Annotated in this window: 8 protein-coding genes and 2 pseudogenes; 2 read left to right on the forward strand and 8 right to left on the reverse strand. The window is 74.4% G+C overall.

The window, feature by feature from the left end; translation table 11 throughout:
* Positions 1-3: 3 nt before the first annotated feature.
* The 4 genes and pseudogenes from galE to ACQP6G_RS04550 all read right to left on the reverse strand — a co-directional run.
* Entirely contained in the window at positions 4-1107 is a 1104-nt protein-coding gene (galE, locus tag ACQP6G_RS04535; protein WP_429763019.1) for a UDP-glucose 4-epimerase GalE, read from the reverse strand.
* Positions 1108-1226: 119 nt separating this feature from the next.
* The gene (locus ACQP6G_RS04540) at positions 1227-3449 is read right to left on the reverse strand and encodes a HelD family protein (protein ID WP_429763020.1); all 2223 of its coding nucleotides are present in this window, start codon (positions 3447-3449) and stop codon (positions 1227-1229) included.
* 113 nt (positions 3450-3562) lie between these two features.
* Positions 3563-4033: pseudogene (locus ACQP6G_RS04545) on the reverse strand (arabinan endo-1,5-alpha-L-arabinosidase); the annotation flags it as partial.
* An 82-nt stretch (positions 4034-4115) separates the two neighbouring features.
* Positions 4116-4388 (reverse strand): annotated as a pseudogene (locus ACQP6G_RS04550) (family 43 glycosylhydrolase); the annotation flags it as partial.
* Positions 4389-4582: 194 nt separating this feature from the next.
* On the opposite strand from ACQP6G_RS04550, the gene ACQP6G_RS04555 reads away from it, so the two are divergent.
* Positions 4583-6640: a heavy metal translocating P-type ATPase gene (locus ACQP6G_RS04555; RefSeq protein WP_429763215.1), complete on the forward strand. Its 2058-nt coding sequence runs from the start codon at positions 4583-4585 to the stop codon at positions 6638-6640.
* Positions 6641-6721: 81 nt separating this feature from the next.
* Here ACQP6G_RS04555 and ACQP6G_RS04560 read toward each other — a convergent pair whose 3' ends face one another.
* The 3 genes from ACQP6G_RS04560 to ACQP6G_RS04570 all read right to left on the reverse strand — a co-directional run bounded on the left by ACQP6G_RS04560 (position 6722) and on the right by ACQP6G_RS04570 (position 12478).
* Positions 6722-9340, reverse strand: coding sequence for a polysaccharide lyase family protein (locus ACQP6G_RS04560; protein WP_429763021.1), 2619 nt, complete (start codon positions 9338-9340; stop codon positions 6722-6724).
* A 260-nt stretch (positions 9341-9600) separates the two neighbouring features.
* The gene (locus tag ACQP6G_RS04565) at positions 9601-10878 is read right to left on the reverse strand and encodes an MFS transporter (protein WP_429763022.1); all 1278 of its coding nucleotides are present in this window, start codon (positions 10876-10878) and stop codon (positions 9601-9603) included.
* Positions 10879-10933: 55 nt separating this feature from the next.
* Complete coding sequence (locus ACQP6G_RS04570) at positions 10934-12478, reverse strand: alpha-N-arabinofuranosidase (protein ID WP_429763023.1); 1545 nt, start codon at positions 12476-12478, stop codon at positions 10934-10936.
* Positions 12479-12553: 75 nt separating this feature from the next.
* Here ACQP6G_RS04570 and ACQP6G_RS04575 point away from each other — a divergent pair, with 75 nt between their 5' ends.
* Positions 12554-13525, forward strand: a complete 972-nt coding sequence (locus ACQP6G_RS04575; protein WP_429763024.1) for an alpha/beta hydrolase — start codon at positions 12554-12556, stop codon at positions 13523-13525.
* A gap of 106 nt (positions 13526-13631) precedes the next feature.
* On the opposite strand, the gene ACQP6G_RS04580 is transcribed toward ACQP6G_RS04575, so the two are convergent.
* Positions 13632-13922 carry a DUF1905 domain-containing protein gene (locus ACQP6G_RS04580; protein ID WP_429763025.1) on the reverse strand — a complete coding sequence of 97 codons (291 nt, stop codon included), beginning with the start codon at positions 13920-13922 and terminating at the stop codon, positions 13632-13634.
* Between the last annotated feature and the right edge of the window lie 26 nt (positions 13923-13948).

Consider the following 13948-nt stretch of genomic DNA (forward strand, 5'->3'; position numbering starts at 1 on the left):
GCGCTACCAGGCCGCGGCGGCCGGCACGGCGGAGACGAGCCGCAGGCGGTGTCCCACGCCGCCGCGCCACGGTGCGGACGGCGCCAGGGTCGTCGGGTACCCGGTGGGGTTGCGCTGGTGCCAGCGCCACAGGTCGAGGCAGATGTCCTCGATGCCGCGGGTGGCGCTCCAGCCGAGCTCGGCCTCGGCGCGGGCGGGGTCGGCGTACGACACGGCGACGTCGCCCTCCCGGCGGGCGGCGACGCGGTACGGCACGGTGCGGCCGGTCGCGGTCTCGAACGCGCGGACCAGCTCGAGGACGCTGGTGGGGCGGCCGCTGCCGAGGTTCCAGGTGGACAGCTGCTCCTCGGCGTCGCCGAGGGCCGCCAGGGCCGTGACGTGCCCGGCCGCCAGGTCGTCCACGTGCACGTAGTCGCGCATGGCCGTGCCGTCGGGGGTCGGGTGGTCGACCCCGTGCACCTCGAGGCCGTCGCGCAGCCCGGCGGCGGCCTCCGCGACGGCGGTGAGCAGGCCCGCGGACGCCCCCGTCCGGTCGGGCCCGAGGGATCCCGAGGGGTGCGCGCCCGCCGCCGAGAAGTGCCGCACGACGCCCACCCGCAGGGCGGGGCCGGCGTCGGCGGCGACGTCGCGCAGGATCTGCTCGTTCATCGCGTGGCTGCGGCCCACCGGGCCGGTGGGGGCGAGCGGCGCGTCCTCGGCGTGCGGCAGGTCGCGACCCTCGCCGTACACGGCCGCCGACGACGACACGACGAGGCGGTCGACGCCGTACCAGGCCATGCAGCGCAGCAGCGTGAAGGTGGTGCCGAGGTTGGTTTCGTAGCTGTCCAGCGGGCGGACGCCGCGGGCACTGGGGCTCTTGATGCCCGCGAGGTGCAGCACGGCGTCGAAGCCCTCGGTGTCGAAGAGCCGCTCGAGGGCGTCGATGTCCGCCCCGTCGAAGACGTGCACCGGCACGGGCCGGCCCGCCAGGACCTCCACCCGCTCCAGCGCCGCCGGGGCGCCACGGGAGAAGTCGTCCACCACGACGACGTCGTGCCCGGCCTCGAGCAGCCGGAGCACCGTGTGCGACCCGACGTACCCGGCGCCTCCGGTGACCAGGACGCGCATGGGGGTTCCTCGCTTCACAGCTCGCGGCGGTTGATGTCGCGTCGTCATCTTGGTGGCCGGGACCGGGCGCCCGCAGGCGATTTGAGGAAGGTCAGAGGGTGCGAACCGTCGCTCGACCGTCAGAGGACCGGCACCTGCGCGAGCTCCTGCGTGCACCGGGTGAGCGCCACGTAGAGCCCGTTCCAGCCCCGCGGCTCGGCCGCGATGCCGTCCGGGTCGACCACGACGGCGGCGTCCCACTCGAGGCCCTTGGCGCCCGTCGCGGAGAGTGCGGGCACGCCGTCCGGCAGCACCTCGCGGAGCGCGGCCAGCCGGGAGGCCGGGGCGACGACGCCGACCGTGCCGCCCTCGTAGCGGCCGGTCATCCCGGCGACGGCGTCGACGACGACGCCCGGCCACGTGCGCTCGTCGGCGTCGGCCCACCAGGGCGCGACCGGCGCGGACCGGACGGCGCGGGGCGGGGCGTTGCGGCTGCCGGCCCGCCGCAGCACGGGGACGGTGAGCTCCATGACCTCGCGCGGCGTGCGGTAGCAGATGGTGAGGTCGGCCCGTCGCCACCGGTCGCCGAGGGCGTCGCCCACGGCCTCGCCCCAGTCGGTCTGGCGGTGCGCGGACGACGCCTGGTCGATGTCGCCCACGGCGGTGACGGACCGGGTGGGGCAGCGGCGCACCACCATGTGCCACTGCATGCCGGACAGCTCCTGCGCCTCGTCCACCACCACGTGCCCGTACGTCCAGTCCCGGCGGGCGGCGGCCCGCGCGGCGACGAAGACGTCGTGGTCGTCGCCGTCGGACCCGTCGTCGAGCGCGGCGCCGGCAGCCTCGCGAGGGTCGCCGAGCAGGTCGGCGAGGGCGTCGAGGAGCGGGACGTCGCTGCTCGCCCAGCCGTCCGCGCCACCCGCAGGTTCGGCGACGACGCGCGCGACCTCCGCGGCCGTGAGGTCGGGGGCGTGCACGGCCAGGAGCTCCCGGTCGTGCAGCAGGCGGGCGAGCTCGGCGGCCGGGTCGCGCCTCGGCCACCACGCCTCGAGCGTCGCGGCGACGCCGCGGTCGGCGGCGACCCGCGCGTGCAGCGCCTCGAGGTCGGACTCGGACAGCACGCCGTCGACGTCGGAGCCCGTCGCGCCGGTGTGCACGGCCCGGTCGTCGGCGGCGGCCAGCCGGGCGTCGAGCTGGCCCAGCACGTCCTCGAAGCCCTCCTCGGCGCGGGCGAGCAGCTCGGCCTGGCGGTCCGCGACGGCGTCGACCAGGAGGTCGTGCACGCGCTCGGTCACCCGGTCGCGGGCCCGGTGGTAGGAGCCGGCGCCCACCGCGCCGCGGCGCGCGGCGGCCACCTGGGCCGCGGGCAGCACGTACTCCTCGCCGTCGAGCGCGAGGGCGAGCGGGCCGTCGTCCGGCTCGAGCGACGCGACGAACCGGCGCAGGGTCGGCAGCCACGACGACCGGCCCTTGAGCTCCGCGACGTCGCGCCCCTCGGTGCGCGCGGGCCGCACGCCCGGCACGAGCGTGTCGCAGGTGGCGGAGACGACCGCCGTCTCCCCGAGCGCCGGCAGCACCTGGGCGATGTAGTCGAGGAAGCGTGTCGACGGGCCCAGCACGAGCACGCCGCGCTCCGCCAGGTGCGGCTGCGCGAAGAGGAGGTAGGCGACGCGGTGCAGCGCGACGACCGTCTTGCCGGTCCCCGGGCCGCCCTGCACCACCAGCGGGGTGCGGGCGTCCGCGCGCACGACGTCGTCCTGCTCCCGCTGCAGGGTGGCGACGGCGGTGCCCATCCGGCCGGTGCGCCGCTCGTCCAGCGCGGCGAGCAGCGCCCCCTCGCCGACGAGGCCCGAGTCGTCGAGCCCGCCGTCGAGCGGCTCGTCGTCGACGCCGACGACCTCCGGCCCGCGGGTGCGCACGTGCCGCCGGCGGCGCACGCCCTGCGCGTCGACCGGTGTCGCCGTGTAGAACGGGCGGGCGACGGCGGCGCGCCAGTCCACGACCAACGGCTCGTCGTCCTCGGTGGCGCCGGGCAGCCCGACGCGGCCGAGCCGGCGCACCGAACCGTCGTCGCCGTCGAGCCGGCCGAAGACCAGGCCGTGGTCCGCCGCCCGCAGCTCCGCGCGCCGGCTCCGCAGCCGCGCGATCCGCGCGCGGGCCGCGGCGTCCTCGGGGCGCGCTGTGGCGAGGGTGCGCTCCAGGTCGTCGAGCACCGCGGCGCGTCGTGACCACGCGGCGTCGAGGGCGGCCTGCTCCTCGTCGATCGCGCCGGCGACGACCGCGCTGGTGACGACGTCGTCGGCGGTGCCGGAGGTCGTGTCGGAGGAGGTGGCGGCGGTGTGCGGGGTGGCGGGCTGGGGCACGAGACCTCTTTCGTACGGCGTACGGGGCCCTGCCCCAACGCGCCGCCCGTCGCGATTGTTCCCGGCCCGCCCGCCCACTCATGCCTGTTCGGCGACGCCGCGGGGTGGCGGCGTCAGTCGACGTACGGCCAGCCGGCGTCGTCGTAGCCGAGCAGGTTGATGCCGAGGAACGACGCGCCCGAGCCGGCGTAGTAGTGGTACATCAGCACGTCGGCGTCGACGTCGGAGAAGACGGTCTGATGCCCCGGGCCGTGGATCGACCCGTGCCCGGCGAGCACCTGCGTGCCGCCGCCCTGGGTCAGGGGGACGCCGGCGCGGTCGACGTACGGGCCGGTGACCGACGTCGAGCGCCCGACCATGACGCGGTAGGTGGAGTCTGCGCCCTGGCAGCACGCGTCGAACGACACGTAGAGGTAGTAGTAGTCCCCGCGGCGGTGGATCGTGGGTGCCTCGATCGCGCCGCCCCCACGACCGGCGACGGAGTGGAACGCGGTGCCCGAGCGCAGGCCCGACTGCGGGTCGAGGCGGATCATCTTGATGCCCGACCAGAACGAGCCGAAGCTCAGCCACCACCGGCCGTCGGCGTCGACGACGAGTGCGGTCGATGGCGTTGAAGTCGTCGGAGGTGCTCGACTCCACGACCGTGCCGCGGTGCGTCCAGGTGCCCGGGTCGCCGGTCGGGCTGGTGGCCAGGAAGATCGCGGACCGGTTCACGCCGAACGACGACGCCGAGTACCAGAGGTAGTACCGGCCGTTCGCGTACGCGATCTCCGGCGCCCACAGGTGGGTGCTGCCGCCGGTGTACGTGTCGGCCCAGGGCGCGCCGTCCGGGAACGCGGCGCCGACCTCGGTCCAGCGCGTGCGGTCGGTGGACCAGGGTCGCGAAATACCGGCGTGGGGTATATGGTTGCCGGCAGCGGGGATACCCCAGGGGGGTATAAACCGAGATCGCGAACCCGTCCGTCCGAGGTAAGGATCGAGCTGTGGACCACTCCTCTCACGACCAGCACACGGGGCACCGGCGCCCCGACGCCGCGCGCGTCCTGGAGAACGACCACCACGCGCACGAGGGTCACGACGCGCACACCGGTCACGACGCGCACACCGGTCACGACGCGCACACCGGTCACGACATGCACGCGGGCCATGACATGTCGGGCCATGACATGCCGGGTCACGGCGGCCACAGCGGTCACGGCGACCACGTCGGTCAGTTCCGCCGCCTGTTCTGGATCATGCTGGCGCTGGCGGTGCCGACCGTCGCGCTGTCGCCGATGTTCGCGATGGTGCTCGGTTACGAGCTCCTCGACGCAGCATGGGTCGACTGGGTCTCGCCGGTCCTCGGCACGGTGATCTACGTGTGGGGCGGCCGGCCGTTCCTCACGGGGGCGGTGTCGGAGCTCAAGGCCCGCAAGCCCGGGATGATGCTGCTCATCGGCCTGGCGATCACGGTCGCGTTCGTCGCGTCGCTGGGCGCCAGCCTCGGCGTGCTCGACCACCAGCTCGACTTCTGGTGGGAGCTCGCGCTGCTGGTCGTCATCATGCTGCTGGGCCACTGGATCGAGATGCGGTCCCTGGCGCAGACCACCTCCGCGCTCGACTCGCTGGCGGCGCTGCTGCCGGACGAGGCGGAGCGCGTGGAGGGCGAGCAGGTCGTCACGGTCCCGCCGGCGTCCCTGCGCGTGGGCGACGTCGTCCTCGTCCGGCCCGGCGGCAGCGTCCCCGCCGACGGCCGTGTGGTCGACGGCCACGCGGAGATGGACGAGTCGATGGTCACCGGCGAGTCGCGCACGGTGGGCCGCACGGTGGGCGACGCCGTCACCGCCGGCACGGTCGCGACCGACTCCGGCCTGCGCGTCGAGGTCACCGCGACCGGCGACGACACCGCGCTCGCCGGCATCCAGCGCCTGGTCGCCGAGGCGCAGGCCTCGTCGTCGCGGGCCCAGCGGCTCGCCGACCGCGCGGCGGGGTGGCTCTTCTGGTTCGCGCTCGGCGCCGCCGTCGTCACCGCGATCGCCTGGACGGCGTCCGGGCTGCCGGACGACGCCGTGATCCGCACCATCACGGTGCTGGTCATCGCCTGCCCCCACGCGCTGGGCCTGGCCATCCCGCTGGTCGTCTCCATCGCCACCGAGCGAGCCGCCCGCGGCGGCGTCCTCATCAAGGACCGCCTGGCGCTCGAGAGCATGCGCACCGTGGACGCCGTCCTCTTCGACAAGACCGGCACCCTCACCAAGGGCGAGCCGACGGTCGCGGAGATCGCGACGGTGGCGGGGACGAGCTCGGGCCCGGACGAGGACGACGCGGTGCTGGCGCTGGCGGCCGCCGCCGAGGCGGACAGCGAGCACCCGTTGGCCCGGGCGATCGTCCGGGCGGCGGAGGCCCGCGGCCTCGACGTCCCGCGCGCGACGGACTTCTCGTCGTCGCCCGCTGTCGGCGTCGTCGCGACGGTCGACGGGCACGAGGTGCGCGTGGGCGGCCCCCGCCTGCTCGAGGAGCAGCAGGTCGACGAGGTGGCAGAGGCCGAGGCATGGCGGGGCGACGGCGCGATCATCCTGCACGTGCTGCGCGACGGCGCCGTCGTCGGCGGGCTGAAGCTCGCGGACGAGGTGCGGCCGGAGTCCGCCGAGGCGGTCGAGGCGCTGCACCGGCGGGGCGTGCAGGTCGTGATGATCACGGGCGACGCCGAGGCGGTGGCGCGGTCCGTGGCCGACGAGCTCGGCGTCGACCGGTTCTTTGCGGGCGTGCGCCCGGAGGACAAGTCGGCGCGCGTGGCGGGGTTGCAGGCCGAGGGCCACAGGGTCGCGATGGTCGGCGACGGCGTCAACGACGCCCCGGCGCTCGCGCAGGCGGACGTCGGCATCGCGATCGGCGCCGGCACGGACGTCGCGATCGCGTCGGCGGGCGTGATCCTCGCCAGCGACGACCCCCGGTCGGTGCTGTCCGTGATCGAGCTCTCGCGGGCCGGCTACCGCAAGATGACGCAGAACCTCTGGTGGGCGGCGGGCTACAACCTGCTGTCCGTGCCGCTGGCGGCGGGCGTGCTCGCCCCGGTCGGGTTCGTGCTCCCGATGTCCGTCGGCGCACTGCTGATGTCGCTGTCCACCGTGGTGGTGGCGCTCAACGCCCAGCTGCTGCGGCGGCTGGACCTGCGGCCCGACGTCGTGTCCCGCGACGTCCTCGGACGCTGACGGCGGGGCCCTGACATCGGTCCTCCGGTGCGAGATCGGTCGACATCCTGACCGATCTCGCACCGGAGGACCGATGTCGGCTCAGCCGATCTCGAGCCGGACGGCGTCGTAGGCCGCCTCGTTCCACAGGTGCTCGGCGCCGGCGTTGATCTGCAGCGTGATCTCGTTGCCGGCCGGCTTCAGCAGGCCCGCGTCGAAGGCGATCTCGCGGGTGTAGTTCCGCCCGCCGCGCGCGCTGCGGTAGGTGGCCCCCTTCGCGTCCTCGGGCCCGAAGGTCCAGACGAACGGCTCCCCGTTGACCGTGATCGTGAGGTTGCTGTTCTCCGGCGGCACCGGCAGCGCGGAGCCCATGGCCCACGCCGCCAGCGCGATCGTCAGGGTGGCCTGCGCGCTCGCCGCCGGCGCGCGGTCGAGGTCGAACAGGATGCGCCACGGGCTCTCCTGCCGGGTGACGTGCAGCCGGTACGTCGTCGCCCCGCCGTCGCCGTCGCTCACCACGAGCTCGAGGACGGTGCGCTGCGCGTGCAGGGCCACGGCGAGCCCCTCCTCCGCCACGACGTCGCCCCCGATCGTGACCTGCGCGCCGCCGCGGCCCGCGGCCCGGACGACGACGGACTCCTGGTCCCAGGGCAGGTCGACGGCGAAGTCGGAGCGGAACGTGCTGAAGCCGGGCACCAGGTCCGCGCCGTCGACCTCGAGGCCCCCGAGCACGGGGAGGGCGGCGTCCGCCGCGAGGATCTCGACGGCGTTGAGGCGGCCGTCGCCGCCGGCGAGGAGGTCGAGCCGGCCCCCGGTGACGGTCACCGTCGCGGTGTGCACGGCGTACTCGCCCCGGCCGGAGTCGAGGGCCACCGGCTCGCCGCCGCCGAACGAGACCTGGGTCTTGTTGGCCGCGATGTCGTCGCCGGAGAGCACGGTGACCTCGTACTCGCCGTCGGGCAGGTCCACTGCGAAGGTGTAGCCGGACCCGACGACGAAGTCGCGCTGCAGGTCCCCGTCCGACCCGCGGTCGCGGGAGTCGACCGCCCGGTCGAGGCCGAAGCCCGCCCCGGCGGAGTACAGCGTGTTCTGCGCGACCCGCTGGTACCCGGCGGCGACGGGGCTGGACGCGGTGCCGAAGTCGAACAGCCGGACGCCGTCGGCATCCTCGGGGAGCACCGTGCCCTCCGGCGCCTGCACCGGGTACGACCGCTGGTACTGGATGTAGTTCCAGTCCTTCGCCGTGCTCGTGCCGACCGTGTACGTGACGCCGTCGGGGAAGTCGTCGTGGAACGACTCGAACAGGCCGTAGCGCCGGAACTCCCGGCCGTGCCGGAACTCCCGGGAGTCGCGGGTGGGGGTGCCGAGCTGGAACACCGTGCGCCCGTGGCTCGTGGGCTCCCACAGCATGCGGCCCAGCGTGACCTCCTGGCCGGCGCCCACCTCGACGTCGTCGATCACGTACTCGCCCCAGAGGCCGCCGCCGTAGACGGTGAGGCGGTAGGTGCCGGGGCGCACATGGTCGAGCGTGAACTGCCCTCCCCGACCGAGGTCGGCCCAGTAGTTGTGGCCGAGCACGGAGTCCTGCATGGGCGTCCCGTTGTCCGACAGCACGACGACGGCGCCCTCCAGGTTCGGCGTGCCGGGGACCCGCACCGTGCCGCGCACGCGGGAGCGCTTCGCGGTGGGCGTCCAGCCCTCGATCGCGAGCCGGTCGTAGAACTCGGCGTGCGCCTCGAAGCGCGCCTGGCGGGCGGCGTCGCGGCGCAGGGCGCGCGGGTCGTCGCCCTTGTTGAGGTAGACGAAGTACGGCCCGTACGTCTTCTGCCACGCCTGCCCGGCCGCGACGCGCACCGGCGGCGCGCCGTAGTGGGTGGCCTGCGGCTCCACGAGCAGCACGGGGGTGTCGCCGGTCTGGTGCAGGATCAGGTCCTGGCGCACGGGGCCGCCGCTGAACCCCTCGAGGTTCGGCAGGGCGGCCCACATGCCGTAGCCGCTGCCGTACAGCCCGTGCAGGCTGTGGTCCTTCATGGACACGGCCCAGTCGTACTTCGTGTAGTAGCGGCGGGGGTAGGCGGAGCCGGTGCCCTCGAGGTCGTAGGTCGCGTCCATCACCATCTCGGCGCGCGAGATCTCGCCGCCTGTGGGCATGCGTGCCGCGGCCTCGCGCCACCGGACGGCGTCGGCGTCGTCCTCCACCGAGGCGTGCGTGAAGACGCCGCCCGCCGTGTAGAAGACGTACCGGTGCTGGTCGGTGCGGAAGCCGTGCAGCTCCGCGGGGTGGTCGTAGCTGTACGCGAGGTGGATGCCGGCCTCGCCGGAGCGCACGACGTGGTGCCGCACCAGCCAGCACGGCATGTCGCCGGACGGGCTGTGGTGGTACGCGACGTCGACGAAGTCCTGCTCGACCCGGACGGTGAGGTGGTTGTCCGCCGGCGGGAGCGGAAGACTCCCGCCCTCGCGGACGGTGTTCATGTCGTAGTTCCCGCGGCCGACCAGGTTCACGCCGTCGTAGACGAGCGAGGTGGTCCGACCATTCGACTTGTCGACGGTGAGGCGGACGAGGCCGTTGTCCACGACGACGTGCGTGTCCGTCTCGACGACCTCAGGCGGTCCCGAGGCCGCGGCGCGTGGGGCTTGCGCCCACGGCAGCAGCGCTGTTGCGGTGATCCCGGCCAGCTTCCCGAACGTGCGCCGCGTCATTGCGGCCGATGTGGTCATGCCACGGGAAATTAGCACGATTCAATCGTCGATTGGAAGGATTCATTAGACGACTGGAGTGTCGAGCTCAGGTCGCGGGCGGGAGGGCGGCGGTCAGGTCCACCTCGACGAGCTGCCCGGGGAATCCCAGCTGGGCCACCCCGAGCAGCGTGCTGGCGCTGGTGAACGCGGGGGCGAGGGGTGATTCCCTGCCTCCACGATCGTGACGTGGTGGTAGCCCGGAGTCACGTGCAGGCCCGCGGGGTCGAGGCGCGTGATCGTCATGACCCGAGTGTCACGGCCTCCGGCGTCGCGGTCGACGGGTTTCGCGCTCCGCCGCGACGGAGGATCACGAGGTTGAGCGCGGCCGCGGCGAGCAGCACGACGGCCGTGGCGACGAAGACGGCGCGCAGGCCGGCCTGCGCGGCGACCAGGCCGCCGAGCACGGGGCCGGCGACCTGCCCCACGTACTGCGCGGAGACGCCGAGCCCCAGCACCCGGCCGACGGCGTCCGGCGGGGCGAGGTGGCGCACGGCCGCGGTGATCGACGGCAGCAGGCCGCCGAGGCTCAGGCCCAGCAGCACGCGCAGCACGCCGAGCTGCCAGACGTTCGTCACGAGCGCCTGCGCCAGGGCGAGCACGCCCGCCGCCGCGAGGCAGGCGACGACCACGCGCGTGTGCCCGACCCGGTCCGCGAGCCGGCCCACCCGCGGCGCCGCGACGACACTGCCCACGGCGGTCAGCGCGACGAGGATCCCCGCGACGCCGGTGGCGTGCGAGAGCTGGCCCAGGTCCTCGACGTAGACGGTGACGATCGGCTCGATCGACATCGTCGAGAACAGCAGCAGGCTCGACGTCGCCAGCAGCGCGACGACGGCGCCCGGGCGCTGCACCTGCGACCACACGCCGTGACGGCGGGTGGCGGCCCGGGGCGGACGCAGCCCGGCCGGCGGCTCGCGGAGCAGGAACGTCGTGGCGAGGAACGCCACGAAGATCACGGCCCCGCACACGACGAACGTCGTCCGGATGCCCACCCAGGCGGGCACGAAGCCGCCGACCAGCGGCCCGACGACGTTGCCCGCCAGGATGCCCGACGACAGCACCCCGAGGGCCCACGCGCTGCGGTCCTTCGGCGTCTGCGCTGCCACGAGGATGGTGGCCCCGGAGGAGTAGCCGCCGAGCAGGCCCACCAGCAGCCGCACCGCGACGAGCTGCTCGACGCTCTGCACGAACCCGAGCAGCGTCATCGCGGCCGCCATGCCCAGGCTGGCGCGCACCAGCATGGACTTGCGGCCGAACCGGTCGCCGAGCGCTCCCCACAGCGGCGCGGTGAGCGCCGCCGTGAGGAACGTGGCCCCGTACGCGACGCCCGACCAGCGCACGACCGCGGCCGGGTCGTCCACGCCGAGCTGCCGCACGTACTCCGGCAGGAACGGCACCAGCAGCGTCATCGCGACGAGCGTGGTGAACGACCCGACCGTGCCGACGGCGAGGTTCCGCCGCCAGTACCGCTGCTCGGGGTCGGCGACGGCGGGGTCCTCGACGTCAGGGCTGGTCATGCCCCAGGTCTACACCCGATATCCGTTCAGTGGGACCATCTGTCTCGTATGGTGGCTACGCGTTCACGGTGAGACGCACCGTCGCGAACGCCGCGGGCGGCAGCTCCGCGGTGAGGACACCGCCCTCGAGACGCACGCCGTCGAGCGGGCGCGGCGCGACGGCGTCGGGCGCGTCGAAGGTGTTGTGCGCGGCGGGGTCGTCCGCCGCCAGCACCGTGGCGACGGGGTCGCTCACCGCGTGACCGCGCAGGTCGATCCGCACCGTGGCGCCGGCGTCGGGGTCGAGGTTGGTCAGCGACACCAGCACCGCACCGTCCTTCGTCGACGCCGACGCCGAGACCGTCCCCACGGCCGTGCCGTCGACGTCGTGCGTGGCCCGCGGCGACCGCTCGCGCACCGGCAGGCTCGCGGCGTCGTGGTGGCCCGCGCTCATCGCGAAGGCGTGGAACGTCGGCGTCTTGATCATCTTCGCGCCGTCGGTGAGCAGCATCGACTGCAGCACGTTCACCGTCTGCGCGATGTTCGCGAGGCGCAGCCGGCGGGCGTGGTCGTGGAAGGCGTCGAAGTGCACCGACGCGACGAGGGCGTCGCGCATCGCGTTCTGCTGGTACAGGAAGCCGGGGTTGGTGTCCTTCTCGACGTTCCACCACGTGCCCCACTCGTCGAGCGCCAGACCGAGCCTGGCCTCGGGGTCGTAGGCGTCCATCACGGCCGAGTGCCCGGCGATGATGCGGCGCACGTCGAGCGCCTTGCGCATCGTGGCCCAGTACTCGTCGCGCGTGAACTCGGTGGCGGCGCCCTTGTCCCCCCACGTCCCGGCGAACGTGTAGAAGTGGAACGACACCATCTGCCACAGGTCGCGCGGCTCCGCGTCGCCGAGCTTCGCGACCTGCTGCATGAGCGTCTCGGTCCACGCGTAGTCGTCGTCCGACGCGCCCGCCGCGACCCGCACCAGGCGGTTGCCGCCGTGGTCGCGCGCGTACGTCGCGTGCTGCCGCGCCAGCGACGCGAACTGGTCCGCGCGCAGGTTGCCGCCGCAGCCCCACGGCTCGTTGCCGATGCCGAAGAACGACACGCCCCACGGCTCGTCGCGGCCGTGCTCGCGGCGCAGGCGGGCCATGGGCGAGTCGTCGCCGCGGGTCAGGTACTCGACCCAGTCCGCCGTCTCCTGGACCGTGCCCGAGCCGACGTTCCCCGAGATGTACGGGGCCGTGCCGAGCAGGTCGCACAGCGCCATGAACTCGTGCGTGCCGAAGGAGTTGTCCTCCACGACGTCGCCCCAGTGCGTGTTGACGATGCGGGGACGGTCGGCCGCCGGGCCCACGCCGTCACGCCAGTGGTACGTGTCGGCGAAGCAGCCGCCCGGCCAGCGCAGGTTGGGGATCGCCAGCTCCCGCAGCGCCTCGACGACGTCGGTGCGGATGCCGCCGACGTTCGGGATGTCGGAGTCCTCGCCCACCCAGAAGCCCTCGTAGATGCACCGGCCGAGGTGCTCGGCGAAGTGCCCGTACAGGTGGCGGCTGATCGTGGGGCCGGGGACGTCGAGGTCGACGACGGCGTCGAGGGCGAGGTCGGGCGTGCTCGTGGACAGGTCGGTCACGGGGGAATCCTCCAACGTTGCAGGTGGCGGTCAGACGATACCCGCGGAGCCCCGCGCGGATGCCAGACTCCTCACGTGCCGAACACCCCGGATCCCGCCCCCGTACCGGCCCTCGCCCCCACCTGGCTGCGTGTCGCCACGCTCGTCGTCGCGGCCGCCGCCGTCCTCGTCGTCGCGTGGGCGTGCGCGACGGCGTGGGGTGCGGTGGTGCACGGCCACCCGGCGTACGCGGTGCTGCTGGCGCTGACGCTGGTGGGGACGGTCGTCGCCGGGGTGCGGGCGCTGCGCCGTCGGCCCGCGCGCCCGGGGTGGCGGCGCGCGGGACGGGTGGCGCTGCTCGTGGTCGGTGCGGCCTGGATCGTGCTGGTCGCGTGGCTGCGGCCGTTCGGCGCGGTCGAGCCGGCGCTCGCGGACCTGCGCTCGGACGACGCGGTGACGGTGACCGAGGGCGCCACCCGGTACGTGCTGACCCCGGCCGGCGGGGGCGACGGGACGGCCGTGTTCTTCCAGCCCGGGGCGAGGGTCGACGCCCGCGCGTACGCGGCGGTGCTGCGTCCGCTCGCCGAGGCGGGGCACACCGTCGTCGTCGCGAAGCAGCCGCTCGGGATCGCGTTCCTCGCCACCGGTGCGTTCGACGACGCCCGCGCGGCGGTGGACGCGGACCGATGGGTGGTGGGCGGCCACTCGCTCGGCGGCACCGTCGCGGCCATGGCGGCGGAAACCGCGGACGACGACGCCGAGGCACCCGCGGCCGGGCTGCTGCTGTTCGCCTCCTACCCGGCGGGCGACATGAGCGGCACGCTGACCGCCGCCGTCGCGTCCGTCTCCGGCAGCGAGGACGGTCTCGCGACTCCGGCGAAGATCGACGCCTCGCGCGCCGACCTGCCCGCCGACGCCGCGTTCACCGTCGTCGAGGGCGCCGGGCACGCGTACTTCGGCGACTACGGCCCGCAGCCCGGCGACGGCACCCCGACGATCTCGCACGACGACGCCCGCGCGCAGATCTCCGGCGCCGCCGTCGCGTTCGTCGACGGCCTCGCGCGGTAGCCGCGAGGTACTACCTCGCCGGGACGGGTACTACCTCGGCGAGATCGGTACTACCTCGGCGAGATCGGTACTACCTCGGCGAGATCGGTGCTACCTCGTGCCGGGGTCACACCCCGTCCAGGGTGAGGTGCACGACCACGTCGTCGCCGTCGTCCACGCCCTCGGGGCGGCGCACGGCGTCCTTGAGCGGCACGAGATAGCCGCCGTCCCTGGGGAACAGGGAGGTGGTGAACGTGGTGCCGCCGAGGCGGCCGGTCACGGGGATGACGCCCCAGCCGTACGTGACCAGCGCCGCGACCGCGGCGATCCGCTCCGCCTCGGCGTCGGGGACGGCCACGTAGTAGTACGGCGCGGGACCGCGCCACTGGAACACCTCGCCGCGCACCTCGAGCTCCATGCGCCCAGGCTGCCGCGAGACGCTGA

It is taken from the genome of Isoptericola nanjingensis (genome assembly GCF_050311635.1).
Classification (GTDB): domain Bacteria; phylum Actinomycetota; class Actinomycetes; order Actinomycetales; family Cellulomonadaceae; genus Isoptericola; species Isoptericola nanjingensis.

What these genes read in the sequence shown, in the direction of transcription:
- galE (WP_429763019.1), bottom strand. Translation starts at nt 1,107, where the DNA reads ATGCGCGTCCTGGTCACCGGAGGCGCCGGGTACGTCGGGTCGCACACG.
- ACQP6G_RS04565 (WP_429763022.1), bottom strand. Translation starts at nt 10,878, where the DNA reads ATGACCAGCCCTGACGTCGAGGACCCCGCCGTCGCCGACCCCGAGCAG.
- ACQP6G_RS04560 (WP_429763021.1), bottom strand. Translation starts at nt 9,340, where the DNA reads ATGACCACATCGGCCGCAATGACGCGGCGCACGTTCGGGAAGCTGGCC.
- ACQP6G_RS04555 (WP_429763215.1), top strand. Translation starts at nt 4,583, where the DNA reads ATGCACGCGGGCCATGACATGTCGGGCCATGACATGCCGGGTCACGGC.
- ACQP6G_RS04580 (WP_429763025.1), bottom strand. Translation starts at nt 13,922, where the DNA reads ATGGAGCTCGAGGTGCGCGGCGAGGTGTTCCAGTGGCGCGGTCCCGCG.